This is a genomic window from Hyphomicrobium sp. DMF-1, from assembly GCF_027886585.1.
Taxonomy (GTDB): domain Bacteria; phylum Pseudomonadota; class Alphaproteobacteria; order Rhizobiales; family Hyphomicrobiaceae; genus Hyphomicrobium_C; species Hyphomicrobium_C zavarzinii.
Genome location: NZ_CP115706.1, coordinates 128,684 through 153,289, shown reverse-complemented (window position 1 = coordinate 153,289; position 24,606 = coordinate 128,684). Strand labels below are relative to the sequence as shown.

The window sequence follows — 24,606 nt, the reverse complement described above, 5'->3', positions numbered from 1 at the left end:
CCACCCCGCGCCACGGCCTGATCCGGCCTCCTGATCCGCAGCTTTGCGGATTGCGAGGCTTCGTGACCAGCAGCCGATTGGCGCCGTTTCCGTAGTTTCTCTGTGGCTGGAAGCCCGTATTTCGGGTCCGCGCAGATCGAAACTCCGATCCTGCACCCGTCGAGTTCGCTCGGGAGTCTGACCGTCGCTTGCGCGTGTCTCCACGCACGCAAAGCGCGTGGATCCGGCTCCGTGATCTGAGCGAAGAGCATGCCCGCGCCCGGCGCGTAACCCCCCAGCAAGGTGCGGGCATGCTCGACGTTCCTCAAGTCCTCGAGGCTCGAAGCATGACTCGTCTAGCCGCTCTGCTTTTTTCCGTTCTCATTCTTGCCGGCTCCGCGTTTGCCGGTCCCGGCCACGACCACGGAGACGGAGGACAAGGCGCGGAGGCGCCCTCCGCAGCCGCTATTCCTCGGCTCGTGAGCGAAGGCTCCGATGTCGAGCTGGTGGCCGTCGCGAAAGACCACACGCTCACGATCTATCTCGACCGCATCGCGACCAACGAGCCCGTGGATGGCGCCACGATCGAGCTGAACGGAGAGGGCATTCCGTCGGCGAAAGCGAAGGCGCTGGGCGACGGAGTCTACGAGATCGAAGCCGATTGGCTTCACGAGCCCGGCGCGAAGGCGCTCACTTTCACGGTGATGGCTGAAGGGATTGCCGATCTGCTCGCGGGCCGTCTCGTGGTGGCGGATGCCGCCGTGGAGCCGCCAGCCCAGCCGTTCCCCTGGAGCAGCGTACTGCAGCGGCCGGAGTTATGGATGTTCGCCGTTGCGATCGGCCTCGGCGGCTTCTTCCTCGCATTTGCCTTCCGCCCGCTACGCCTTCCGCCCGATGATACGCCGCGCGTCGCCGCAACTCCCGAGTCTGCAACTCCCGAAGCCCCGCTGGCGAGGCATTTGCGCCAGGCCGCCGAGATCGTGCTTGTGGCACTTGTACTTGCCGCCTCCGTGCCCTCGCGCGGCTGGGCGCACGAAGGTCACGATCACGGCGGAGACGGTGCGCCAGTGCAGGCGGCCGGAAATACCCCCGGCAAGCTTCCAACGGGCGAGGTCTTTCTGCCGAAGCCCACGCAACGTCTTCTCAAGGTAAGAACGGCCCCGGCTGCAACCGACAAGGCCCAGCCGGGAAGCGAGCTTGTCGGCACCGTCATCGTCGATCCCGCCTACGAAGGGCGCGTGCAGGCTCCGATGGAGGGGCAGATTGAGCTGGCCGGTGGCGGCATCTCGTTCGTCGGCGAGAAGGTGGCCGCAGGCGACGTGCTCGCGCTGCTCGCGCCCGCCATGCCGGTCTTCGACCGCGGATCGCTGCAACAGCTCACCGCCGAGGTCGAAGGTAAGCTGCGGATCGCCGAACAGAAGCTCGCGCGCCTCACCCGCATTTCCGGCGACTACATCCCCCAGCGTGAGATCGACGACACAAAGACCGAGATCGAGTCGCTGCGCGAGCAGAAGCGCGTTCTGGAACCGAAGGCGGCCGAGCGGCTGGAGCTCAAGGCGCCGGTCTCCGGCATCATCTCCGTTGCCAACGTGCGCGCGGGCCAGGTCGTCGGCGCACGCGACACACTGTTCGAGATCGTCGACCCCAAGCGTCTGTGGATCGAGGCGATCGGCATGATGGGTGCGGACGACGGCGCCGTCTCGTCCGCGACTGCCATCGATGGGCAAGGTCACACCATCCCCCTCACCTACATCGGCCGCGCGCCGACGCTGCGCCAGCAGTCGCTGCCCATGTTGTTTCGTGTTGAGGATCCGCACGCGTCTCTCGCGATCGGAGCCACCGTGAGGGTGCTGGTTCAGAAGGGCACACCCGTCGAAGGCATCATCGTGCCGGATGGCGCGGTCGTGCGTTCCACGAACGGTCTCCCGCAGGTGTGGATCAAGATGGCGCCGGAAACCTTCGAGCCGCGTGCGGTGCGCACGTCTCCGCTCGATGGAGGCAGCGTCCTGGTCACTGACGGCTTGGCCAAAGGCGACCGTGTCGTCGTCCAGGGCGCCGAGCTGATCAATCAGATCCGATAGTGGGGGCGTGAATGTTCAACGCAATCGTTCGCGGAAGCCTCGCTAACCGCATTCTCGTCCTCGTCGCCGCCGTTGCGATGAGCATCTATGGCCTCGTCACGCTGTCGCGTCTGCCGGTGGACGTGTTTCCGGATCTCAACAGGCCGACCGTCACGCTCATGGCGGAAGCGGAAGGCCTCGCCCCGGAAGAGGTCGAGCAACTCGTGACCTTCCCCATCGAGACTGCCATGAACGGTATGCCGGGCGTCACCCGCGTCCGCTCTGTCTCCGGCGTCGGCCTCTCCATCGTCTACGTCGAGTTCGATTGGTCCACCGAGATCTATCGCGCCCGCCAGCAGGTTGCGGAGCGGTTGCAACTCGTTCGCGAGCAGCTTCCGCCGGGCATAGGCGCGCAGATGGGGCCGATCTCCTCCGTGATGGGCGAGATCATGCTGATCGCCATGTCGAGCGAGACGGCCGATCCCATGACGCTGCGCGAGCTTGCCGATTTTACGCTGCGCCCTCAGCTTCTCACCGTGTCGGGAGTGTCCCAGGTCATCCCAATCGGCGGGCAGGTGCGCCAGTACCGCATCATTCCCGATCCCCGGCGCATGGCCGGACTCGACATCGGTTTCGATGCCATCGAGGACGCCATCAAGTCGTTCGGCGCCAACACCGGCGGAGGCTTCGTCGATCAGAAGACGCGCGAGTACCTCATTCGCAACATTGGCCGCTCCACCCGCATCGAGGATCTGCGCAATCTCGTCGTTGCCTATCGATCCGGGCAGGCCGTGACCTTGAGCCAGGTCGCGAGCGTGGATTTCGCCGCGCGGACCAAACGCGGAGATGCCGGGTTCAACGCGAAGCCTGCCGTCATTCTCGCGATTCAGAAGCAGCCCAATGCCGATACCGTGACGATCACGCGGGAGATCGAGCGCGTTCTGCCCGAGTTGCAGCGCGTGATGCCGGAAGGCGTGCGCGTCACCGATATCCAGTTCCGTCAGGCCACCTTCATCGAATCTTCCATCGCCAACGTGAAGAAGGTGCTGGTCGAGGCCCTTGTCGTGGTTGCCGTCGTGCTGTTCGCGTTCCTCCTCAATTGGCAGACCACGCTCATCTCGCTGCTCGCGATCCCGCTCTCGGTGCTCACCAGCGTCATCGTGTTTCAGGCGATGGGGCTTTCCATCAACACCATGACGCTCGGCGGTCTGGCCATCGCCATCGGCGCACTCGTCGACGACGCCGTTGTGGACGTCGAGAACATCTACCGCCGTCTCGGTCTCCACCGTGCAGCGGGCGGACGCGACCGGCGCTCCATCGCGGAAGTGGTCGCCGCAGCCTCGATCGAGGTCCGCACAGGCATTCTCTACGCCACCGCGATCATCGTGCTGGTGTTCATCCCGCTGTTCGCGTTGTCGGGCATCGAGGGGCGTCTCTTCGCGCCGCTCGGCATCGCCTTCATCGTCTCGATCCTGGCGAGCCTTCTGGTGTCCATGACGGTGACGCCTGTCCTCGCCTATTGGCTTCTTCCGCGCATGAAGCACTTGTCGGAGCACGAGAGCGGGCTCGTTCGCGTGTTGAAACGGTGCCAGCGGCGCGGCCTTGTGTGGTGTTTCGAACGTCCCACTTTTGTCGTCGGCATGCCGGTCATTGCTGTTGCGGCCGCGCTCGTGGCCGCAGCCTATCTGCCGCGCGCGTTCCTCCCGTCTTTCAACGAAGGAACCGTGCTTGTCAGCGTGACGCTCCAGCCTGGCGTCAGCCTCGCCGAATCCGATCGCATCGGGCGGCTCGCCGAGAAGATCGTGGCGGAGGTGCCGGAGGTTCACTCTGTAGGCCGCAGGACCGGACGCGCTGAGCTCGACGAGCACGCCGAAGGCGTCCACACGAGCGAGCTCGACGTCGACCTCAAACGATCCGATCGCAGCCGCGAAACCGTGCTCGCGGACATCCGCGCACGCCTCACGGTGTTGCCGGCGTCCATCACCGTCGGGCAGCCAATCGCGCACCGCCTCGACCACATGCTGTCGGGTGTGCGGGCGCAGATCGCGCTCAAGATCTATGGCGACGACTACGACACCCTGAGAAGTCTCGCCGCGGGCCTCGAAACGCGCCTCCGCAGCATCCCGGGCATCGTGGATTTGCAAACCGAGAAGCAGGTTCGCATTCCGGAGCTTCAGGTCCGCATCGATTACGAGAAGGCCAAGCGCTACGGCCTCAATCCCAGCACCATCACGCAGTCTTTGGAGACGCTGTCCAATGGGCGCGTCGTTTCGGAGATCATCGATCGCCAGAGACGCTTTGATGTCGTGCTGCGGCTCTCCGATGAGGATCGCACGACCCGCGCGCTCGGCGATATGCTGATCGAGAGCCCGGCCGGCCGCATTCCGCTGTCCAGCGTTGCCGAAGTCATCGAGACCGACGGCCCCAACCAGATCCTGCGGGAGAACGGCCGGCGCCGCATCGCGGTTCTCGCCAACACTGACGGCTCGGACATGGCCCGCATCGTGGCCGCTGTCCGCGCGGAGCTGGCGGATGCGCCGCTTCCGCAAGGCTACTTCACCAATCTCGAAGGGCAATTCCAGGCGGAGGAGGAAGCCTCCCGCCTCATCGCGCTGCTGTCGCTCGTCTCGCTCGCCCTCATCTTCGTCGTGCTCTACACGCGCTACCGCTCGACGGCGCTCGCGTTGATCATCATGGGCAACGTTCCGCTCGCACTCATCGGAAGCGTAGCGGCGTTATGGTTGGCGGGGCAGCCATTCTCGGTTGCGAGCGCCATCGGGTTCATCACCCTGACCGGCATCGCCACGCGCAACGGCATCCTGAAGATCAGCCACTACATCAATCTGGTTCTGTTCGAAGGCGAGCGCTTCGGCCGCGAGATGGTCGTGCGCGGAACGCTGGAGCGGTTGACGCCCGTGCTGATGACCGCCCTCGCCGCAGGCATCGCGCTCGTGCCCCTCATGATCGGTGCGGACGAGCCCGGAAAGGAAATCCTCCATCCCGTGGCGATCACCATTTTCGGCGGCCTCGTCACGGCCACTCTCCTCGACGCCTTCCTCACCCCGGTCCTGTTCCTGATGTTCGGGCGCAAGCCGCTCGAGCGGCTGCTCGACGAGCAGGATCAGACAGTTCACGCCGAAGCCTTTTGATCACGGTCTTCAAAACAAGGAGCACACCATCATGAAGAAGCTTTTCCTTGGCCTTGCGGTCCTCGCACTCGGATCGTCTCTCGCCTTGGCGGACGAGGTTGCCCACGACCACGAGGCCAAGCATGGCGGCATCCTCGTCCACAACGGACATCACCACTTGGAGCTCGTAGCAAAGGGCAACACCCTCGAGCTTTTCGTCAGGCACGAGGACGGCAAGGTCGAGGACGTCAGCGGCGCCAAGGCGTCCGCCACTGTATTGGCGGGCGGAAAGACCGAGGTCGTCACCCTCGCGCCATCCGGCGAGAACGGCCTCAAAGGCACCGGTGGCTTCGATGCCGGAAAGGGCACGACCGTCGTCGTGAACCTCACCATGCCGGGCCATGAGACCGAGCAGATCCGTTTCAAGATCGATTGAGAGGCGAGACCGGAGGGCCGTGCGCACCACGGTCCCCCGGCGCGAGGCTCGAGAAGGAAAACGTGCATGATCGGATTGTTGGGAGCAGGCATCGCCGTGGTGGCGGCCGTTGTCGGGATCGAAGGCAGTGTTTCTGCCATGCCGCGCCACGCGCCGTCGCAGGCTCATGCGCCAATGCTTTGGCAGACGGGGCTGGACAAGCACGAGATCGCCGAGAACAGCCCGGTCTCGCTGCTGATGCAGTTCGCCAAAGACGGATGCTTCGCCCATGGCGCCGCGCCCGGTCATTTGCAGAAATGGGCCGAGCAGTTCCGTGGCCGCTCCGTCGATGATGGCGAACTGTCTCGCCACCGGAATGACTTCACCAAGCTTGTCGGCGGCTGGACGTTCTCGTCGGGCCTCGGCGCCATCGCGCTCATCCAGTCGGAGTTTCGCGCGCCGCGCAACGGCTACGTGTGCTCGCTCACCGCCCAGCTCGAAGGCGACGCGCAGCACCGGGACGTGAAGGCGGCATTCCAGGCCACGTTCGCCTCCGCGATCAACGACGAGCGTGACTGGCCGGACCGCCACGTCGATCGCTTTTGGATCGAGCGGTCGCGCCAGCCGCCCGTCATGGCCACCATCGAATTCACGCGCTCGAGCCGGATGGTCACCATCCGCATGGTGCACGGCGACGCGTGGCCCACCCAGACATGAAAATCAACGGCAGCACGAACGGAGAAGGTGAGTTATGCGAACTTTGATGAGAATTGTGGCGCTGGCCGCCTTGATCGTGGGCATCACCACAGCAGCGCACGCGCACGACCTGCCCTGGCGCGACGGAGACGCCCGGCGGGCGGCCTTCGGACATTGCGCCAAGGGGCCGTGTACGAACCGTGCGAACTGGTCCGCCGGAAAGCCGCATCGTCATGTTCGAGGCGAGATTGTGTTCGTCAAGGAGCGTCAGGCACATGACGCTCGCCCACACAGAAACCGCGGTTTTAGTGATTCAAACGTTGATTGAAGTCATGCGTGGAAACGCGTGGAGCCTGTAGAATTTTGCGTGATTGACACGTCGCGAAAATGTGGCGTCCGTCGTGTTCTGAAAATGTTCACTAGTCTGAATATCTAGTTTTTTGGGAGTAAGGGGCTATGCATCTGAAGATATGAATTTTTCTGCACATATGGCGCCGATTTAGGCTCTCATGATGTATTGCGCACGCGTGTCGCCTTCAGGTAAGTAGAGATGCCCGATCGGCTCGAGACTTGGTCGGCGGGCTCCGATCATCTCTCGATCTGTAGAACTCCTGTGCGGGACAGCGGCCTTATGACCGGCAAAGCTGACAAGCGTCGCCCGCTATTCGTTACCGTCGTGTTGCTCGCCGCGATTGGTGCAGCGCTCGTCGTGCCCGTCCTTGTCGGCGCACGTCGTGGCGAGCCGATACCGGGCACCATCGTCCGCGCTGCATCCGGCGAAACCGTCAAGATCACCACACCGATCTCGCTGTCAGCCTCTCCGTCCATCACGCTCGAAGAGGGGACTGTCGCGCTCGTGGGACCCGCGGCCGGAGAGACCAGGGTCGCAGCGGTTTTGCGCACGCTCGTGCAAGGCGGCGGCGCGGACATCGTGCTGGATGGCGCCAAGCTGGTGATCGATAGAACAGCCGCATCCGCTCAACCGGCAGATGCTCCTGCCGCGGCTGGCGCCGTGGCACCCGAGGTCCTGGGATCGATCGTCTCCGCGCTTTCGAGCTTCAAATTCCGCAGCCTTGCGTTGATTGACGCTTCGATCGTGATCAAGACGGTGCAAGGCACCACCGAGACACTTTCGCGGGTGAACACCGAAATCTCCACGGACCGCCACGGCCTGGTGAACGTCAACGGCCGTTTCGACTATCGCGGAGAGCCGATCGAGATCGATCTCGCCTTCACCGCCCCGCCGAGCAAGCCCGACGCCGCGATCACCGTCCGCGCGAAACTCAAGGGTAAGTATATTGCGGCCTCGTTCAACGGCCGCGCCGCGCCGGGCGATCGGGGCCAGATCACGGCGCAGAACGCCGAGCTTTCGTTCTCGGATCTCCGCGGCGCCGGCCGATGGCTCGGCATCTCCTGGCCGGCCACCGGCCCTGGACTAGGTCCGTTCTCCGCCAAGGGGCAGCTCAAGCTGGACGATCGCGCGGTCTCTTTCGAAAACGCCCAGTTCTCGCTCGACGGTAACGCCGCGACAGGTGCCCTCGTAGCCGCTTTCAGGCCGGAGCGCCCATCGATCGAAGGCACCCTCGCCTTCCCCACCTTTGATATTGCGCCCTATGTTGCGCCCTCCCGGCCATATGCGCTGGCTCTCGTCTCCGATTGGCTTGGGAGCCTCAAGATTCCGGGCCTCGCGTCTCCCTCGTTGTTGAAGGAGATCGACGCCGACATCCGCATCTCAGCCGGCAACGTCATGAGCGGCTCCGATCGCCTCGGGCGGTGCGCGGCGAGCCTCTCGGTGAAGGGCGGCAAGCTCTATGGCGAGATCGCGGAGCTGGAGTTGGAGCAGGGTGGAACCGGTGAGGGCCAGTTCACGGTCGATATGACCGGAGACGATCCGCTCTACACCCTTCGCGCGGATCTCGACGACATCGATCTCGAAACGATTTCCAATGCCCGTCTCGGCCCGGCGGCACTCGACGGGTCGGGCGACATTATCGTCGATCTCAACGCCCACGGTGCAAGCCAGGCTGCCATTCTTCAATCACTCGCGGGCACGCTTTCTCTAGAGATCGGAGAGGGCGGACGCGTCGGCATCGATCTCGACGGTCTTCCTCGTGCCGCCTCCGCCACCTCGGCATCTGGCGGATGGGGGCCTGCAGGCGCAGGAACGACGGTGGTAAACCAGTTCTCGGCCCATTTCACCGCGCTCAATGGGGTTCTGACCGCCGACTCCGTGAAGGCGGTCGCCGAAGGCCGCGCCGTCAGCGTCACCGGAACCATCGATGTCGACAAGAGTGCGCTCGATCTCCTGATCTCGGTCGCAAAGAAGCCGGCCGCCGCGACCGCGGCCGACCCCACTGGAACCTTCAAGGTTCAGGGGCCATGGGCCACGCCCAGCATCAGCCCGGCCGAGCCCGGCAAAGCCGCCCAGACCAAGGTTTCTGGCGCAGACCCCGGGGGCTGATTGCCCTAGCCGCCGAAGGCTCGCGTCCGAAGGCCATTGCGTTCAAAGGGGTGTCTCGCCGTCCCGATGGTGTAGAATACCTTTCGGCTTCACAGGCGAGAAAGAAAGACGGCATGGCGCTCACGCCAGAGGAAATCCAGCGCTACAAGCGGCACCTTCTTCTCCATGACGTTGGCGGACAGGGGCAGGCCAAGCTCAAGGCTGCGCGCGTGCTCGTCGTCGGCGCAGGCGGGCTCGGAAGCCCTCTCCTGCTCTATCTGGCCGCGGCAGGCGTGGGAACGCTCGGCATCATCGACGACGACACCGTCTCACTCGACAATCTCCAGCGTCAGGTGATCCATACGACGGCCTCGATCGGCATGGACAAGGTCGAAAGTGCGCGTGAGACCATCGCGCATCTCAATCCCCATGTGGCGGTCGAGACGTTCGATGTCCGTCTCGATGCCGCCAATGCCGCCGATATCATCTCCCGCTTCGATATCGTTGCCGATGGATCGGACAACTTCGCGACCCGCTATCTCGTGTCGGACGCGTGCTTCTTCGCGGGCCGCACGCTGGTGCACGCCGCAGTCGGCCCCTTCGACGGTTATCTGACGACGCTGAAGCCGTTCGCGCGGACGGCGGACGGCACACTCTATCCGAGCTACCGCTGCCTGTTCCCGGAGGCACCTCCGCCAGGCACCGTGCCGAGCTGCTCGGAGGCGGGCGTGCTCGGATCGGTCGTCGGCGTCGTCGGCACGCTTCAGGCGACGGAGGTGATCAAGGAGATCACCGGCGTCGGCGATAGCTTGGCCGGCCGCATCCTGCTCTATGATGCCAAGGAGCCGCGCTTCGAGACGGTTCGCGTCGGTTGGGATCCCGAAAATCCGCTGACGGGCCTCGAGCCCGCAATCTTCGATCTCTCCGTGCATCGGATTTCGCCCGAAGGTGTTCCCGCCGAAACTGATTGAGCGAAGGTCCTGGGTCATGCCTTGAGACAGTGTTTCAAGGGACGCGGGCGATCCACGCGTGCCTGCGAGCTTGAGTTTCCGCGAGCCAGATTCATGACGATAATCGCCGATCTTGCGCAGATCCTGTTGTGCCTCATACGGGCCACGCGCGACGCCGTGTTCGGGCGCCGCCGCCAGCGCTATGCCACCTCCGTCGAGATCAACGCGCCTATCGATATCGTCTGGAGCGCCGCGTCGGCCCGGAAAATCGTATTCGAGGGCCCGCCCCGCATCGAGATCGCGACAGCCCTGCGCCCCGGCACGACCAACATCTACGAAGGCACGGCGAGCTTCGGAGACCGCGTGGTCCCGATGGCCTACCGCGAGGTTGAAAGCCGTCCGCTCGAAGGCCTCCTGATCGAGATCCTGCCGGAAGGGAGCGATCCGAGCGTGGCTCCGGGCCGCGATCACTTCGTCGCCTGCACCTTAGTGGAGCGCGCCGGAAAGACATTGATGACGACCGTGCACGAGTTGACACACGGCAGTTTTCTCAGCCGCGTGCTCATTCCGCTGGGCGCGAGGTTCAACGCGCGCCGCCTCCGCGACTATTGCGAAGCCCAGGCCGGCACGGCGGGCCTCGTGACATCCGGCAGCAAGCTCCGAGCCGCCGCTGTCACCGGCATTCTCACCTACGCGAGCTTCATCTATCTGTTCGACTGGAAATTCGCAGCCCTCCTGCTCGCGCTCCTGATCATTCACGAGGCCGGCCACGCCCTCGCCATGCGATGGGTCGGTCTCCCGGTGAAAGGCGTTTTCTTCATTCCCTTCTTCGGCGGCGTCGCGGTATCCGCGGAGCCCCACCGCAACGAGGCGGAGCGCGGGTTCGTAGCGCTCATGGGGCCGGGCTTCAGCCTCGTGACGACTGCGGCGTTCGCGGCGGGCGCCTATCTGACCGGAGACGAGGTATTCGCCCAGCTCGCATTCCTGAGCGCGATCCTGAATGGCATCAATCTCGCGCCCGTTTTGCCGCTCGATGGCGGCCATGTGCTCGATTCCGCGCTGTCGAGCTCCGATCCAGAATTCAAGACGATCATCAACATGCTGGCGCTGATGGTGGGGATAGGCGTGTCCGTCTATCTCGAATGGTACGTGCTGACGGCGCTGCTGGTACTGACCGCGCCGGTGCTGCTCGCATCCTCGAAGCGGGTGCGTCCCATCGAGCCCATTTCGGATGCGGGCCGAAACTGGCTCATCGCCGGCTATCTGGCGACGGTCGCCTTCTACGTCGCCACCGCCGCGCACTTTCTCGCGTGACGGCCAGCCGCGCCTGTCACTGCCGCCAGAAAGCAGAACGGCCTCCTGAGAGGCCGTTCGCTTAGAACATCGCGGGATGAACTTTGTCCGGCGGGGCGTGCCCGTCGAGGAACGCCTTGATGTTGATGATCACCTTCTCGCCCATGTCGATGCGCCCTTCGATGGTCGCAGAGCTCATGTGCGGAAGCGCCACCACGCGCTCGGAGGCGAGCAGCTTGGGGTTGATCGCAGGCTCGTGCTCGTAGACGTCGAGCCCCGCGCCCGCGATGGAGCCCGCTTCGATCATGCGCGCGAGCTCGTTCTCGTCGATCACCTCGCCGCGCGCCGTGTTGACGATGTAGGCGGTCGGCTTCAGCAGCTTGAGCCGCCGGGCCGAAAGCAGATGATAGGTCGCAGGCGTGTGCGGGCAGTTTATGGAGACGATGTCCATGCGGCTCAGCATCTGGTCGAGGCTTTCCCAGTAGGTAGCCTCCAGCTCCTGCTCGATCGCCTGCGAGACGCGCTTGCGGTTGTGATAATGGATCTGCAAGCCGAACGCCTTCGCGCGCTGGGCCACGGCCTGTCCGATGCGGCCCATGCCGACGATGCCGAGACGCTTTCCGAAAATGCGGTTGCCGAGCATCCACGTCGGCGACCAGCCCGCCCAGCGGGTCTTCGGATCCTTGAGGTAGGCTGCGCCTTCCGGCAGCCGCCGCGGCACGGCGAGGATCAGCGCCATCGTCATGTCGGCGGTATCCTCGGTCAGCACGCCGGGCGTGTTGGTGACGGTGATCGCCCGGTTGCGCGCGGTGTCGAGGTCGATGTTGTCGACGCCGGTGCCGAAGTTTGCGATCAGGCGCAACTGCGGCCCTGCCTGCGAGATGACGGCGCGATCGATGCGATCGGTGACGGTGGGCACCAGCACGTCGGCAACCTTCGCGGCCTCCGCCAGTTGCGCCTGCGTCATGGGCTTGTCGTCTGCATTGAGACGGGCGTCGAACAGCTCGCGCATCCGCGTCTCGACCACATCGGGCAGCTTGCGCGTGACGATGACGACTGGCTTCTTCTGAGGATTGGGCATTTGTCTTCCACCGGCGGCCTAGAGCACTTTCCGACGAAGTGGATCGGTTCGTCGTAGAAAATGCGACACTACGAAAGTCAGCCTGTTCGATTCAGGTGAGGCCCGCGTTGCCGCGCGCCCGGATCCTGAACGCAGACCCTTTAACAGTGACTTAGAGCCTGATCGCGCGAGAAGCGAGCAATCTTGCTCGCGCCGAGAACGTAAATCAGTCTCTAGTGTGATTTGGAGCATGCTCGCGCGGCATTCGGGTCGAGACGACGTGAACCTGCTCTAAGATCAGGGAGTGTCTAACAGAAGGTCATGCCCGTGACAAAGTGATGGATTGTCTGAGGCCCGGCAGGGCGCTCCTGGTCGGGGTCGAGGCCCGGGGAGGATCTGCCGAAGGCGTCACGGGCAGACCAGGCGCTGGATGCCAGTCGCTGGATGGATGTAGAGGCCACGACGCGCGGCCCATGTGCGGGAGCGGGAGATGCGAATGAGATGCGGAGGCCGCACGTTTTGCGCGGTGTTTGCGGTGTTTGCGGCCTCGGCAGGGGCCGCGATGGCCGGTGGCGCGGCCGCCCCCCAGGGGCCTGCGGCGGTTGCCCCGGCCCGTTCCTCCGAAAGCGGATTGCCCCTCCCCCGTTTCGTGAGCCTCAAGGCGGATCGCGTTAATCTGCGTGCGGGGCCGGGCACGGACTATCCGACCTCCTGGGTGTTCCGCCGGGCCGGGCTGCCTGTCGAGGTGGTGAGCGAGTTCGAGGGCTGGCGCCAGGTGCGGGACGCCGAGGGTGCGACCGGCTGGGTCGTCCAATCCCTGTTGTCGGGCCGGCGCACGGCCCTGGTCACGCCTTGGGATGTGAAAGCCGGCAAGCCTGCCCCGCAGATCGCGGTGAGGTACAGCGACAGCGAAAGCTCCCGCCCCGTCGTCAACGTCGAAGCGGGCGTGATCGCCAATGTCCATTCTTGCGACGGCCGCTGGTGCCGCGTCACCATCGACCAGTTCCGGGGATACATGCTCCAGAAGCAGCTCTGGGGCGTCTACGAGAACGAGGTTGTGAAATAACAAAGGCGCATCGCGGGGGACCGCATGCGCCTTCTCGGTTGCGTGTTTTTCGCCCGTATCAGGTCTTGGGAACCAGCCTGACGACCACGTCGATATGGCTCACGCGCATGCCGGCCGGCGGCTCAGGCAGGCCGTCCACCCGGATCGAATCGCCCGGGATGTCCATCAGCTTGCCCTGCTCCTCGATGAAGAAGTGATTATGGTTCGAGGTGTTGGTGTCGAAGTAGGCCTTGCCGCCGTCGATCGCGAGCTCGCGTAGAAGGCCGGCGCCCGTGAACTGATGCAGCGTGTTGTAGACGGTCGCGAGCGAGACCTGCTCGCCGCTGGTCAGCGCCTCTGCATGCAGAATCTCGGCGGACACGTGGCGATCCTCGCCTGCGAACAGAAGCGCGCCGAGCGCCACGCGTTGGCGCGTCGGACGCAGGCCCGCTTTGCGCAGCCGTTCGGCGATCGCCGAGTGCACGGGCGGCAAGCCGGCTTCGGCCGTGCCGTCTTCGCTCATCGCGTTAGTCAGGTCGTCTGAGACGTCTTCGTTCATGAACGGGTCGACTCAATAGATCAGCAACCAGCCCCGCTAGTGGAGGCATGGCCACGCCCGAGGCCAGATTTTGCAAACCACGTCAGTATAGAAGCAGTGCGAAGGGACTGCAACCGGGCCCCAACACCCTGTTTTAGGGGGGATTTTTCGCGCAAATCCGGGAGGGGATGCGTCCAGCGCGTCTGACCCGCCTCACGCGCACCTCTGGACAATACGTCACCTTTTCCATGCGCTCCCTTGACGGTGCCTCTGATTACCGTTTGAACGTCAGTCGGATGTGCTAGGACAACGCGGCTTAAAGCGGGCGCAGAGGCGTTTCCGCCAAAGACTGGCGTTGCTGGAGTTGTGCACGTCAAATGTTTGTCACAGAGGGACGAAGCGGATCGATGGCCGAGCGCCGTTCAAGCTATGACTTCGAGGATTTGCTGGCGTGCGGGCGCGGCGAGTTGTTCGGGCCGGGCAATGCACAATTGCCTCTGCCACCCATGTTGATGTTCGACCGCATCGCCCATATCTCCGACAGCCAGGGGGCCCATGATAAAGGCCAAGTGGTTGCGGAGCTTGCCGTCGAGGGCAACGAGCGGCTGGATTGGTTCTTCAAGTGCCACTTCATGGGGGATCCGGTGATGCCGGGTTGCCTCGGGCTGGACGCCCTCTGGCAGCTGACCGGCTTTTTCCTCGGCTGGCTGGGCGCCCCGGGACGTGGCCGGGCGCTCGGCGTGGGCGAGGTGAAGTTCACCGGCATGGTTCTCCCTTCGGTCAAGAAGGTCGAGTACGTAGTGGATCTGAAGCGGGTCATTCTGCGGCGCCTGAAGCTGGCGATTGCGGACGGGACCCTTAAGGCTGATGGTCAAGTCATTTACACAGCGACCGACCTGCGCGTCGGCCTGTTCGAGGCGGGTGAAGCACCGGCCGCCGGATGAGCCCTTGAGCTGGATGGCGGGGGCTTGCATTGGGGCGGCGAGGAAGGGGTTTTGTCGATGAGACGAGTGGTCGTCACCGGCATGGGCATCGTGTCCTCGATCGGGAACACGACTCAAGAGGTGCTCGCCTCGCTGAGAGAAGGCAAATCGGGCATCGTTCGGGCGGATAAGTATGCCGAGCTCGGATTCCGGTGCCAGGTGCACGGGGAGCCCAAGCTCGATTGGGAATCTCAGGTTCCGCGCAAGCCGAAACGCTTCATGGAAGCCGGCGTGGGCTGGAACTACATTGCTATGGATCAGGCGATCCGCGACTCGGGCCTCGAGCCCGGCGAGGTCGTGAACGAGCGTACCGGCATCATCATGGGCTCTGGCGGCCCGTCCACCCGTGCCATCGTCTGGGCCGCGGACACCACCCGCCAGAAAGATCCCAAGAAGGTGGGGCCGTTCGAGGTTCCGAAGGCCATGTGCTCGGGCCCGTCCGCCGCGCTTGCCACCAGCTTCCAGATCAAGGGTGTCAACTATTCGATCTCCTCGGCCTGCGCCACGTCTGCTCATTGCATCGGCAATGCGGCGGAGCTGATTCAGTGGGGCAAGCAGGACGTCATTTTCGCCGGAGGATGCGAGGAGCTGGACTGGACGCTCTCCGTCCTCTTCGACGCCATGGGCGCGATGTCGTCTCGTTACAACGACACGCCCGCAACGGCGAGCCGCGCCTATGACAAGAATCGCGATGGCTTCGTGATCGCGGGCGGCGCAGGCGTCCTCGTTCTCGAGGAGCTGGAGCGCGCCAAGGCGCGCGGCGCCAAGATTTACGGTGAGGTGGTGGGCTACGGCGCGACCTCGGATGGCCACGACATGGTGGCGCCCTCCGGAGAAGGCGCGGCCCGCTGCATGCGTCTCGCCATGAAGGGGCTGGACGGCAAGGGCCTGAAGCACGCGGTCGATTACATCAATCCGCATGCGACGGCGACGCCTGTCGGCGATCAGAAGGAAATCGAGGCCATCCGCGAGGTCTTCGCTGGCCAGACCATCCCGAAGATTTCCGCAACGAAGTCACTTACGGGACATTCTCTTGGCGCCATCGGTGTACAAGAGTCCATCTTCTCGCTGCTCATGATGAACAATGGCTTCATCTGTGAAAGCGCAAATATTGAGGAGCTGGATCCCGCGTTTGAGGATATGCCGATTGTTAGGAGTCGCATCGACAACACTGAGCTTAACTGTGTCATGTCGAATAGCTTCGGTTTCGGCGGAACAAATGCGACTTTGATCTTTAACCGCTACGATGGCTGAATTCTTGCAAGGGTTCGCGCCATAAGGGGCAATCTCGCCCCCTAAGGACGGCCCTGGGCATGAGAGTTTATAATAAGGGACGCGGCTGGTTTGAGATCGGCCGCAAATTTGGTGTGAGTGCGAGGACGTCGATGGCCGATTTTGATGTTGCCAAACCTGGACCGCTGCTGGCTGGCAAGCGCGGCCTCGTCATGGGTGTTGCGAATGACCGCTCGATCGCCTGGGGCATCGCGCGGGTGCTGGCTGGCCAGGGAGCCAAGCTCGCCTTCACCTATCAGGGTGATGCGTTCGGCCGCCGTGCCATTCCGCTCGCTCAGTCGGTGAACTCCGAGATCATCGTTCCCTGCGATGTGTCAGATCTGGCCAGTGTCGATGCCGCCTTCGACGAGATCAAGAAGAAGTGGGGCACGATCGACTTCGTGGTCCACGCCCTCGCCTTCTCCGATCGCCGCGAGCTGGCTGGCCGTTATGCCGATACCACCCGCGACAACTTCACGAACACGATGGTCATCTCGTGCTTCTCGTTCACCGAGATCGCTAAGCGCGCGGCGGCCCTCATGCCGAACGGCGGATCTCTGCTCACCTTGAGCTACGGCGGCGCCACGCGTTGGGTGCCCTCCTACAACGTCATGGGTGTGGCCAAGGCCGCGCTCGAGGCCAGCGTCCGCTATCTCGCGGCTGACTTCGGCACCCAGGGCATCCGCGTCAACGCGCTCTCGGCAGGCGTCATGCGCACGCTCGCCGGCGCCGGTGTCTCGGACGCGCGCGTGATCTTCAACTATCAGCGCGACCACGCCCCTCTCCGCCGCACGCCCACGCTCGACGAGATCGGCGGCGCCGCGCTTTACCTGCTGTCGCCCCTGTCGGGCGCCGTCACGGGCGAAGTGCACTTCGTCGACTGCGGCTACAATACGGTCGCCATGCCGACCCTCGATGCTCTAAAGGCCGCCGACCAGGAGGCCAGCGCTGCCGGGCGTCCGCCGTCCGAGGCCGCCGAGTAGTCTCGGCATTCTGACGTCGCGCGCCAGGTTCCGGAGCGGACGCCAAATCGGTTGACCCGAAAGGCGCTTCCGCGCAAACAAGGGGCCCCATGATTGGTGTCTTCGATTCCGGGCTTGGCGGCCTGACCGTTCTGCGCGCGCTGAACCAGCGCTTTCCCGAGCTGTCCTTCGTCTATCTGGCCGACCACGCGCACGTGCCCTACGGCAACCGCGCGTCCGAGGAAATCATCGAGCTGACGCGCGCCGCCGTCGAGACGCTGTTCCGGCGCGGCTGCAAGCTCGTCCTGCTCGGATGCAATACGGCAACCGCCGTCGCGGCCCGCCGTCTGCAGACCACCTGGCTGCCGGCCACGCATTGGAAAGCCGAAGGCCACAACGTCGTCGGCATCGTCGCCCCCACGGTGGAAGCCGCGACCCAGACGCCCTGGGCCGTCACCACGCCCCAGTATCCGCAGAAGTTTCTCACCGATCGTATCGCCGTCTTCGGCACCACGCGCACCATCGCCTCCAACGTCTACGCCGAGGAGATCAGGAAGCGCTGCCCGAAGGTGACCGTCATCCAGCAGGTGTGCTCCGAGCTGGCGGGCGCGATCGAGCAGGGCGCCAACGAGGCTGAGCTCGAGCGCTTGGTCGAAGACGGTATCGCGGGCGCGATGGAGCAGGCCGGTGGCGAAGCCCCCCATCGCGTCATTCTGGGGTGCACCCACTTTCCGCTTGTCGAGCATCTGTTCCGGCGCCATCTGCCGGCAGCGACGCGCATTCTCTCCCAGCCCGACATCGTCGCCGACAGTCTCGAGGACTATTTGTCCCGCCATCCGCGCTACAAGGGTGAGGAGGGTGCATCTCCGGGACTCGTGCTGCTGACGACGGGCGATCCGGAAGAGGCGAGCGCACGTGCGCGGGTGTTTGCTGGCGAAGGTCTGCACTTCACGCGCCTCGACGTCTAATCCGCACGGCGGATTTCGGTCGCGCCTTCCCGCCGCAGCTGCGCCTTGCGCCGCAGATAGTCGCCGATCTCGGGGCTCACCACCTCCAGCCGGTGAAAATCCTCGCTGTGAAGCTTGAGAAGCCGGCACTTGGAGCGCGTCACGAACGAGCCTTGCGAGAACTCCTGCTCCAGCATCGCCACGACGCCGAAGAAGTCGCCCTTCGAGTAGACACGCTCGCCCTCGGGCGTCCGGAGCACCACCTGGCCCGAGGCGATGAAAAACATGGCCTGCCCAGCAGTCCCCTCGCCCAAAACCTCCACGTTGGGCGGCAGGTTGTGGGCGTGAAGCAGCGGCATCACCTTCTCGACCGCCCCCGCGTCGAGCTCGGCCAGCAGTGGAATGCGCGACATCAAGGACCAGGTGACGACGAAGTCGCGACGTCCGAGCTCCTGCGCGAAACCCGCCGAGATGATCGCAACCGGCAGCGCGAGAATGCAGAGCCCCGTCACCATCACCACCGAGCCGAACAGCCGCCCGAGTGGCGTCACGGGCGCCACGTCGCCATAGCCGACCGTCGTGAGGGTGGCGATCGCCCACCACGCCGAATCCGGCACGCTGCCGAACTTGTCGGGCTGGGCTGCGCCTTCGATGTAGTAGATGCCGGTGGACGCGAACAGCACCACCGTCATGAGCAGTAGCCCGGCCCCGATCAGCGCGCGCTGCTCGTTGGCGATCACGCGCAGCAACGTGTGCAGGGCGGGCGAATAGCGCGACAGCTTGAAGAAACGCAGAAGGCGCAGCGCCCGCAGTACGCGCAGGTCGACGTTGAGCAGCGTTCCGAGAAAGAACGGGAGGATCGCGGCGAGATCGATCAGCAGCGCCGGGCGCAGCGCGAGCTTGAGGCGCGCCTTCCAGGGTGGCAGCCGCTTGAGGAACGGCACTTCGACTGCCGTCCAGAGACGCAACCCGTATTCGAGGCTGAAGATCGCGACCGACAGGATCTCGAAAAAGTTGAAGAAGGGATCGTAGGCATCCGAGAGCGACGGCACGGTCTCCGCAACGAAGGCTGCGATGTTGAGCAGGATGAGCGCGACGATCGCGCCATCGAAGATCCGGCTGGCGCGGCTGTCGCCGTGGCCCACCTCGATGATCTCGAAGACCCGTCTGCGCAGCGAGACGTGAGGGCGTCCCCCGCCGCGCGGGCGCTTCGCCGGACTGATGTCGCGCTTCTGATCCATGCCCTCTCGGCCCCTCGCCACGTGAGGGACGGGAGTCTAAGCTTCTGCCATGAAGCTGTCTCGCCCCCGTGATCGCGCTGCCCTCGGGCACTTTCTGATCACGCGATGTGGCAAAATCCCGGAGATCTGAAAATGGCGGAATCGACCCCTGTCTGCGATTTCGGCTGGAAGGCGCCCGCCTTCCGCCTGCCGGCGACCGACGGCAAGACCTACACGCTGGAGGAGCTGCGCGGGCCGAACGGCACGCTGGTCATGTTCATCTGCAACCATTGTCCCTATGTTCAGGCCATCCTGGTCCGGATCGTGCGGGACGCCGCAGACCTCGCCAGGCTCGGCATCGCGAGCGTGGCCATATCGTCGAACGACGTCGCCACTTATCCCGAGGACAGCTTTCCGCGCATGAAGGAGGTGGCGGAGGCGCTCCGCTTTCCGTTCCCTTATCTTTTCGATGAAAGCCAAGAGGTTGCCCGCGCCTATGGGGCGGTCTGCACGCCGGATTTCTTCGGCTTCAACCGCGACCTCGAGCTTCAGTACCGCGGCCGCCTGGATTCGAGCCGCAAGGACGCCGCCCCGCCGGACGCCCGCCGCGAGCTGTTCGAGGCCATGAAGGGGGTGGCCGAAACCGGCCGTGGCCCGGCCCACCAGATCCCGTCCATGGGCTGCTCGATAAAGTGGAAGGGCGATTGAGCCGCCGGGGATAGGGTTAAGCGAAAGTAACCCCCCTGAACGCCGCAGATCCCCCTGAAAATGGCCAAATGCGTTGACCGCAGACGGCCAGCACAGCTATAGACCTGCCACTCATCCGCTCGGAACGCGTGTTTCGGGCGGCGAATGCATTTGAGCCCGCGCTAGAACCGCGGGCAGCGCCCGGGCCGAAACTCGGTCGTGGGACCAGAGCCATGGAGTGTGGCCCCAGAGCGGGGAGCCTCCGAAGAGAAGGATAGCGTTTATGGCCAATACGAAGTCGGCAAAGAAGGCAGCTCGGCAGATGGTGCGCCGGACTGAGGTCAACAAGAACCGCCGTTCGGCGGTGAAGACGGAAGTCCGCAAGGTCGAGGAAGCGATCGCGTCCGGCAACAAGGATGCCGCCGCCGCTGCTCTAAAGTCTGCCGAGCCGGCTCTCGCACGCACCGCGCAGAAGGGCATTTTCCACCCCAAGACCGCTAGCCGTAAGGTTTCTCGCCTCGCGCAGCGCATCAAGGCGATGGCCTGATCCCTGAATCTTCCCACGACTCTTTCGCGCGAATATTTATCAGCAAACAAAGTGTGTCGTGTTCGCAACAGGGAAGGCCGGGAGGCGGAATCGGCGCTCCCCGTCCAAAGCCTCTAAGTGGCGGAAATTTTGGGCGACGGCCGCGCAGACAGGCCATCCTGGATCTTCAGGCAACCCATCCTCCGCCTACCCTCCAAACAAAAAAGCAGACCCGCGGCGCTCGACATACGAGCGCCGCATTTCGTTTCGGGCTCCGCTCGCCCTCTCTCGAATTGGCTTTCAGCTCAACGAGTTTCCCCACTGCACCTGTGGAAAGGACTCAAGTTTTCCACGTTGCACCCACCGCCCGTTCAGCCATTCGCACCCCGGTTCTCCACCCGCCCCTACGCTTGCTAAGAGGTTACCAACCCGTTAAAAGAGTCCTTGTCAGCGCGACGGAACTTCTAGGGCTGATATGTCCAGTAATGTTCCGCCCACGACTCAGGGTTTGGTTGCGTAGCGTCATCCTGAATTCTTCAGTATTTCAGTGGAGTACGAGTATCCCGCTAGTTTTGCGGGATGCGGGCGTTCTTTTACTGAAGCAATACTGGGGTGTGTTTACATTAACTGTGCCAGTTGGGGACAATAGTTCTTGCTGGCCAGACGTGCGGTCGAGGGTAAGGGTTTGAGCGACACCGGCAAAATCGAGGATGTGCCCGCTGCGGAAACTTGGGAGCATCTTAAGGATAACGCCGAGGCTGTTCTGGTCGATGTGCGGACACGAGCGGAATGGGCGTTTGTCGGTCTTCCCGATCTCAGCACGCTGAACAAGCGTGTGGTGACTGTCGAGTGGCAGACCTTTCCCGATAACCGGATTGATCCGGGGTTCGTCGAAAAGTTGAGCGGACTACTCGATGGGGCCGGCGTTTCGAAGGACACAGAGGTGTTCTTCATATGCCGGTCGGGGGCACGCAGCCGATCGGCTGCAGCGGCAATGGCAGGCGCTGGCTATACGCGCTGCCGCAACGTGGCGGAAGGTTTCGAGGGACCCCTCGATACCGACCACAGACGAGGGCACGTCTCCGGTTGGAAAGCGGCCGGGCTGCCTTGGCGGCAAGGATAGAGGCGTCTGGAAGGAATGGCGTCGCCCGTTTGGGCGAATGAGCGGCGCCGTGGAAGTTCTGCCTTGCGGAAGGCAGATGCAACATAAGTGCGGGGTACAAAATGCAAGCGATTTCCAAAGCGGAGCTATCTTTTTCGGCACCCGAGCGGACAGTGCGGGGACCTTCGGGTTCGCTCGCCGTCAGCGACCAGAAGCCCGTCGAGGGCACTGGTACGGAGGGTAAGGGTGCCAAGGTGCGCGCAACGCTTCGCGCCCGCCTCGGTGACGACATCTACACGAGCTGGTTCAACGCGCTCGAGTTCGACGAGTTCGACGGCAAGACCGTGAAGGTCTCCGTACCCGTCAAATTCCTCCGCAAGTGGATCCAGTCTCATTACCTGGACGAGTTGCTCACCTGCTGTAAGGCCGAGTTCAAGACGGCCGAGCACGTGGAAGTCTCGGTTCGCCAGCCGGGCAGCAATCCCGCGCGCAACACGCTTCCCCAGGCAGAGCCTGTCGCCGCCGCGCCGCGTGAGGCCGTGGCCGAGCCGCGTGCACTCGGTTCGTTCGAGCCGGTCCGTATGCCGGTCGTCCGTCCGGTCGCGGGTCGCACCAGCATCGACGGCTTCGAGGGCTCGCCGCTCGATCCCCACCACACCTTCGACAATTTCGTCGTCGGCACGTCGAACCGCATGGCCCATGCCGGTGCCGTTCAGGTTGCCGAGACCGTTCTGACCGACAGCCCGGCCTTCAATCCTCTCTATCTCTATTCGTCGGTCGGCCTCGGCAAGACGCATCTTCTCCAGGCGATCGCCTGGGAGGTGAAGCGCCGCGCCCAGAACGCGCAGGTGCTCTATCTCACCGCCGAGCGTTTCCGCTACCAGTTCGTCGAAGCGCTCCGCGCCCAGGATCCGCTCTCCTTCAAGGAGAAGTTCCGCTCGATCAACATGCTCCTGATTGATGATCTCGAGTTCATGCAGGGCGAGAAGACCGAGCAGGAGTTCGACCACATCATCAACGCTCTGCTCGATGGCGGCCGTCAGGTTGTCGTGGCCTCTGCCCGTCATCCGGCGCAGATCGAGCGGCTGAACGAGCGCATGCGCTCGCGTCTCCAGCGCGGCCTCGTGGCTGAGATCGGTGGTTTCGATTACGAGCTCCGCATGCGTGTTCTCGAGCAGCGTCTGGCTGAGAAGCGCGCCATCGATCCGGCTTTCGAGCTGTCGCGCGAGGTCATCGAGATCCTGGCCAGCCGTCTTACGGAAAGCGGCCGCGAGCTGGAAGGCGCGGTCAACCGCCTCTACCTCACCTGGCAGCACATGCGCGCTCCGATCACGCTCGACATCGCCGAGACGGTCGTGCGCGACCTGTTCCAGGGCGTCGAGCCGCGCCGCATCAAGATCGAGGACATCCTTCGCATCATCTCGCGCCACTTCGGCGTCTCGAAGGGTGATCTGCTCTCGCAGCGTCGTCATCGCTCCGTAGTCTGGCCGCGCCAGATCGGCATGTATCTCGCCAAGCAGTTGACCCACCGCTCTCTGCCCGAGATCGGCCGCCGCTTCGGCAACCGCGATCACACGACGGTGCTCCACGCGATCCGCAAGATCGAGGGCGTGATCGCTGGCGATGCGGGTCTCCGCGACGAGATCGACGAGCTTAAGAAACTCCTCAGCCACTGATTGTAGTGTGCTGGGAAGATTAGGGATTTGAGCAACGGATGTGGTGTTACGAGGGAGATCGGCACCACGTCTAAGCGGGGCGGGAGCGGCGTCTTCGGATGCTGCTCCCGAAGTTTTTTCTCCGCCATGCTCGAAAATCGCGCCAACGGGTGCGAAACCACCCTAAGAAATAGGGGGCGACCCCTTGAAATTGCGGCCATGATCGGGGCAAGTTGTGCGTCGCACGCCATTTTCTTTCATCCATGACGAAGCTGAGTCTTTCATCCCTCTGGCCGTCGGAGGAACGATGGCTCACCTTTGGTCCCACCTGCGATCTGGCCCCGGCGAGGGCAGGACTCGCAACTGTCGAGGCAACCGATGCGGCTTGTGATCGAACGCGGTGAACTTCTGAGGGCGCTCGGGCATGTGACGAGCGTCGTCGAGCGCCGCACGACGATTCCCATTCTCTCCAACGTTCTCCTCAAGGCCTCCGGCCAGGCGCTCGAGCTCAAGGCTACCGATCTCGAGCGCGAGGTGATCGAGGAAGTGCGTGCCGAAGTCGGCGCGCCCGGCGCCGTCACCGTGCCCGCTCACATCCTGCACGACATCGTCCGCAAGCTCCCCGAAGGCAGCCAGGTGGACATCCGCCGCGATGCCGAGAAGGAGCGTTTGACGCTGGCCGCGGGCTCTGCCCGTTTCGCGCTGCAGACGCTCGGACCTGAGGATTTTCCGGATCTCAATGCCGGCGACCTCGGTCATTCGTTCGAGGTTGCGGCCAAGGATCTGAAGCGCCTGATCGACAAGACGCGCTTTGCGATCTCCACCGAGGAGACCCGCTACTACCTGAACGGCATCTTCTTCCACATCGCCGAGTCTGGAAAGACGCCCATGCTGCGCGCCGTCGCCACCGACGGCCATCGCCTCGCCCAGGCCGAGCTGCCGCGTCCCAAGGGCGCGGAGGGTATGCCGGGCGTGATCATTCCGCGCAAGACGGTGCACGAGCTCGGCCGCCTCATCGAAGAGAGCGCCGACACCGTGAACGTCGCTGTCTCCGCGTCCAAGGTGCGCTTCGAGATCGGCTCCGTCACGCTCACCTCGAAGCTGATCGACGGCACCTTCCCCGACTACGGCCGCGTTATCCCGCAGGGGAACGACAAGGAGCTGCGCGTCGAGAACGCCGATTTCATCAGCGCGGTGGATCGCGTCTCCACCATCGCGAGCGAGCGCGGCCGCGCCGTGAAGCTCAACCTTTCGCAAGGCAAGCTCGTGCTCTCGGTCAACAATCCCGAAGGCGGCAGCGCGACGGAAGAGATCGCGGTCACCTATACGGCAGCGCCGCTCGAGATCGGCTTCAACGCCAAGTATCTTCTCGACATCGCGGGACAGCTCGAAGGCGAGGAGGCGCGCTTCCTGCTCGCCGATCCTGGCTCGCCCACCATGATCCGCGGCGGCGAGGATCAGACCGCGCTCTATGTTCTGATGCCCATGCGCGTCTGAGCGCCGGATCGACAGGCGGCGAGCGGCACGGGGCACATCGAAGCGAGCAGGAAGCGGCGCCATAACGCCGCTCCAGCCGCTCCCTTGGAGTTGGCCGTCGAGAAATACGTCATCCCGGCGGAGGTCGGGATCCAGACACGCCTCGAGGTTT

General features: G+C 64.0%; 20 protein-coding genes. 17 read left to right on the top strand and 3 right to left on the bottom strand.

Annotation, left to right across the window (positions count from 1 at the left end):
• The first annotated feature begins 326 nt into the window (after positions 1-326).
• The 7 genes from PE058_RS00595 to PE058_RS00565 all read left to right on the top strand — a co-directional run bounded on the left by PE058_RS00595 (position 327) and on the right by PE058_RS00565 (position 10,982).
• Positions 327-2,060, top strand: coding sequence for an efflux RND transporter periplasmic adaptor subunit (locus PE058_RS00595; protein ID WP_271029596.1), 1,734 nt, complete (start codon positions 327-329; stop codon positions 2,058-2,060).
• Between the two features lie 11 nt (positions 2,061-2,071).
• A complete protein-coding gene (locus PE058_RS00590) occupies positions 2,072-5,188 on the top strand; it encodes an efflux RND transporter permease subunit (protein WP_271029595.1) in 3,117 nt (1,038 codons plus the stop codon).
• A 31-nt stretch (positions 5,189-5,219) separates the two neighbouring features.
• Positions 5,220-5,603: a hypothetical protein gene (locus PE058_RS00585; protein WP_020085582.1), complete on the top strand. Its 384-nt coding sequence runs from the start codon at positions 5,220-5,222 to the stop codon at positions 5,601-5,603.
• Positions 5,604-5,669: 66 nt separating this feature from the next.
• The gene (locus PE058_RS00580; protein ID WP_271029594.1) at positions 5,670-6,299 is read left to right on the top strand and encodes a hypothetical protein; all 630 of its coding nucleotides are present in this window, start codon (positions 5,670-5,672) and stop codon (positions 6,297-6,299) included.
• A gap of 610 nt (positions 6,300-6,909) precedes the next feature.
• Positions 6,910-8,739 carry an AsmA family protein gene (locus PE058_RS00575; RefSeq protein ID WP_020085580.1) on the top strand — a complete coding sequence of 610 codons (1,830 nt, stop codon included), beginning with the start codon at positions 6,910-6,912 and terminating at the stop codon, positions 8,737-8,739.
• Positions 8,740-8,852: 113 nt separating this feature from the next.
• Positions 8,853-9,689, top strand: a complete 837-nt coding sequence (locus PE058_RS00570) for a HesA/MoeB/ThiF family protein (RefSeq protein ID WP_271029593.1) — start codon at positions 8,853-8,855, stop codon at positions 9,687-9,689.
• A gap of 93 nt (positions 9,690-9,782) precedes the next feature.
• Positions 9,783-10,982, top strand: a complete 1,200-nt coding sequence (locus tag PE058_RS00565; protein WP_020085578.1) for a metalloprotease — start codon at positions 9,783-9,785, stop codon at positions 10,980-10,982.
• A gap of 61 nt (positions 10,983-11,043) precedes the next feature.
• Here PE058_RS00565 and PE058_RS00560 read toward each other — a convergent pair whose 3' ends face one another.
• Entirely contained in the window at positions 11,044-12,042 is a 999-nt protein-coding gene (locus PE058_RS00560) for a 2-hydroxyacid dehydrogenase (protein WP_020085577.1), read from the bottom strand.
• A 475-nt stretch (positions 12,043-12,517) separates the two neighbouring features.
• On the opposite strand from PE058_RS00560, the gene PE058_RS00555 reads away from it, so the two are divergent.
• Positions 12,518-13,087 (top strand): SH3 domain-containing protein, encoded by a 570-nt coding sequence (locus PE058_RS00555; protein ID WP_271029592.1) that lies wholly within the window; start codon positions 12,518-12,520, stop codon positions 13,085-13,087.
• A 58-nt stretch (positions 13,088-13,145) separates the two neighbouring features.
• On the opposite strand, the gene irrA is transcribed toward PE058_RS00555, so the two are convergent.
• Positions 13,146-13,589 carry an iron response transcriptional regulator IrrA gene (gene irrA, locus PE058_RS00550; protein ID WP_020085575.1) on the bottom strand — a complete coding sequence of 148 codons (444 nt, stop codon included), beginning with the start codon at positions 13,587-13,589 and terminating at the stop codon, positions 13,146-13,148.
• A 422-nt stretch (positions 13,590-14,011) separates the two neighbouring features.
• Between irrA and fabA the strand changes: the two genes are divergently transcribed.
• The 4 genes from fabA to PE058_RS00530 all read left to right on the top strand — a co-directional run bounded on the left by fabA (position 14,012) and on the right by PE058_RS00530 (position 17,789).
• A complete protein-coding gene (gene fabA / locus PE058_RS00545; RefSeq protein WP_020085574.1) occupies positions 14,012-14,548 on the top strand; it encodes a 3-hydroxyacyl-[acyl-carrier-protein] dehydratase FabA in 537 nt (178 codons plus the stop codon).
• A 57-nt stretch (positions 14,549-14,605) separates the two neighbouring features.
• Positions 14,606-15,841, top strand: a complete 1,236-nt coding sequence (gene fabB / locus PE058_RS00540) for a beta-ketoacyl-ACP synthase I (RefSeq protein ID WP_026867961.1) — start codon at positions 14,606-14,608, stop codon at positions 15,839-15,841.
• A 131-nt stretch (positions 15,842-15,972) separates the two neighbouring features.
• Positions 15,973-16,842, top strand: coding sequence for an enoyl-ACP reductase FabI (fabI, locus tag PE058_RS00535; RefSeq protein WP_020085572.1), 870 nt, complete (start codon positions 15,973-15,975; stop codon positions 16,840-16,842).
• 89 nt (positions 16,843-16,931) lie between these two features.
• Positions 16,932-17,789, top strand: coding sequence for a glutamate racemase (locus PE058_RS00530; protein WP_271029591.1), 858 nt, complete (start codon positions 16,932-16,934; stop codon positions 17,787-17,789).
• Here PE058_RS00530 and PE058_RS00525 read toward each other — a convergent pair.
• The gene (locus PE058_RS00525) at positions 17,786-19,009 is read right to left on the bottom strand and encodes a cyclic nucleotide-gated ion channel (protein WP_271029590.1); all 1,224 of its coding nucleotides are present in this window, start codon (positions 19,007-19,009) and stop codon (positions 17,786-17,788) included. The two genes, PE058_RS00530 and PE058_RS00525, sit on opposite strands and share 4 nt — an antisense overlap.
• 132 nt (positions 19,010-19,141) lie before the next feature.
• Between PE058_RS00525 and PE058_RS00520 the strand changes: the two genes are divergently transcribed.
• The 5 genes from PE058_RS00520 to dnaN all read left to right on the top strand — a co-directional run bounded on the left by PE058_RS00520 (position 19,142) and on the right by dnaN (position 24,455).
• A complete protein-coding gene (locus PE058_RS00520) occupies positions 19,142-19,696 on the top strand; it encodes a thioredoxin family protein (protein WP_271029589.1) in 555 nt (184 codons plus the stop codon).
• Between the two features lie 262 nt (positions 19,697-19,958).
• Positions 19,959-20,222 (top strand): 30S ribosomal protein S20, encoded by a 264-nt coding sequence (gene rpsT, locus PE058_RS00515; RefSeq protein ID WP_020085568.1) that lies wholly within the window; start codon positions 19,959-19,961, stop codon positions 20,220-20,222.
• A gap of 631 nt (positions 20,223-20,853) precedes the next feature.
• Positions 20,854-21,324: a rhodanese-like domain-containing protein gene (locus tag PE058_RS00510; protein ID WP_245257655.1), complete on the top strand. Its 471-nt coding sequence runs from the start codon at positions 20,854-20,856 to the stop codon at positions 21,322-21,324.
• 101 nt (positions 21,325-21,425) lie between these two features.
• Positions 21,426-22,979 carry a chromosomal replication initiator protein DnaA gene (dnaA, locus tag PE058_RS00505; RefSeq protein ID WP_020085566.1) on the top strand — a complete coding sequence of 518 codons (1,554 nt, stop codon included), beginning with the start codon at positions 21,426-21,428 and terminating at the stop codon, positions 22,977-22,979.
• 357 nt (positions 22,980-23,336) lie between these two features.
• On the top strand, positions 23,337-24,455 hold the full coding sequence (gene dnaN, locus PE058_RS00500; RefSeq protein WP_020085565.1) for a DNA polymerase III subunit beta: 1,119 nt from the start codon (positions 23,337-23,339) through the stop codon (positions 24,453-24,455).
• The last annotated feature ends 151 nt before the right edge of the window (positions 24,456-24,606 follow it).

What these genes read in the sequence shown, in the direction of transcription:
- PE058_RS00520 (WP_271029589.1), top strand. Translation starts at nt 19,142, where the DNA reads ATGGCGGAATCGACCCCTGTCTGCGATTTCGGCTGGAAGGCGCCCGCC.
- fabA (WP_020085574.1), top strand. Translation starts at nt 14,012, where the DNA reads ATGGCCGAGCGCCGTTCAAGCTATGACTTCGAGGATTTGCTGGCGTGC.
- dnaA (WP_020085566.1), top strand. Translation starts at nt 21,426, where the DNA reads ATGCAAGCGATTTCCAAAGCGGAGCTATCTTTTTCGGCACCCGAGCGG.
- PE058_RS00585 (WP_020085582.1), top strand. Translation starts at nt 5,220, where the DNA reads ATGAAGAAGCTTTTCCTTGGCCTTGCGGTCCTCGCACTCGGATCGTCT.
- irrA (WP_020085575.1), bottom strand. Translation starts at nt 13,589, where the DNA reads ATGAGCGAAGACGGCACGGCCGAAGCCGGCTTGCCGCCCGTGCACTCG.
- PE058_RS00525 (WP_271029590.1), bottom strand. Translation starts at nt 19,009, where the DNA reads ATGGATCAGAAGCGCGACATCAGTCCGGCGAAGCGCCCGCGCGGCGGG.
- PE058_RS00565 (WP_020085578.1), top strand. Translation starts at nt 9,783, where the DNA reads ATGACGATAATCGCCGATCTTGCGCAGATCCTGTTGTGCCTCATACGG.
- PE058_RS00560 (WP_020085577.1), bottom strand. Translation starts at nt 12,042, where the DNA reads ATGCCCAATCCTCAGAAGAAGCCAGTCGTCATCGTCACGCGCAAGCTG.
- PE058_RS00590 (WP_271029595.1), top strand. Translation starts at nt 2,072, where the DNA reads ATGTTCAACGCAATCGTTCGCGGAAGCCTCGCTAACCGCATTCTCGTC.
- PE058_RS00595 (WP_271029596.1), top strand. Translation starts at nt 327, where the DNA reads ATGACTCGTCTAGCCGCTCTGCTTTTTTCCGTTCTCATTCTTGCCGGC.
- rpsT (WP_020085568.1), top strand. Translation starts at nt 19,959, where the DNA reads ATGGCCAATACGAAGTCGGCAAAGAAGGCAGCTCGGCAGATGGTGCGC.
- PE058_RS00555 (WP_271029592.1), top strand. Translation starts at nt 12,518, where the DNA reads ATGAGATGCGGAGGCCGCACGTTTTGCGCGGTGTTTGCGGTGTTTGCG.
- PE058_RS00530 (WP_271029591.1), top strand. Translation starts at nt 16,932, where the DNA reads ATGATTGGTGTCTTCGATTCCGGGCTTGGCGGCCTGACCGTTCTGCGC.
- dnaN (WP_020085565.1), top strand. Translation starts at nt 23,337, where the DNA reads ATGCGGCTTGTGATCGAACGCGGTGAACTTCTGAGGGCGCTCGGGCAT.
- PE058_RS00580 (WP_271029594.1), top strand. Translation starts at nt 5,670, where the DNA reads ATGATCGGATTGTTGGGAGCAGGCATCGCCGTGGTGGCGGCCGTTGTC.
- PE058_RS00570 (WP_271029593.1), top strand. Translation starts at nt 8,853, where the DNA reads ATGGCGCTCACGCCAGAGGAAATCCAGCGCTACAAGCGGCACCTTCTT.
- PE058_RS00575 (WP_020085580.1), top strand. Translation starts at nt 6,910, where the DNA reads ATGACCGGCAAAGCTGACAAGCGTCGCCCGCTATTCGTTACCGTCGTG.
- fabB (WP_026867961.1), top strand. Translation starts at nt 14,606, where the DNA reads ATGAGACGAGTGGTCGTCACCGGCATGGGCATCGTGTCCTCGATCGGG.
- fabI (WP_020085572.1), top strand. Translation starts at nt 15,973, where the DNA reads ATGGCCGATTTTGATGTTGCCAAACCTGGACCGCTGCTGGCTGGCAAG.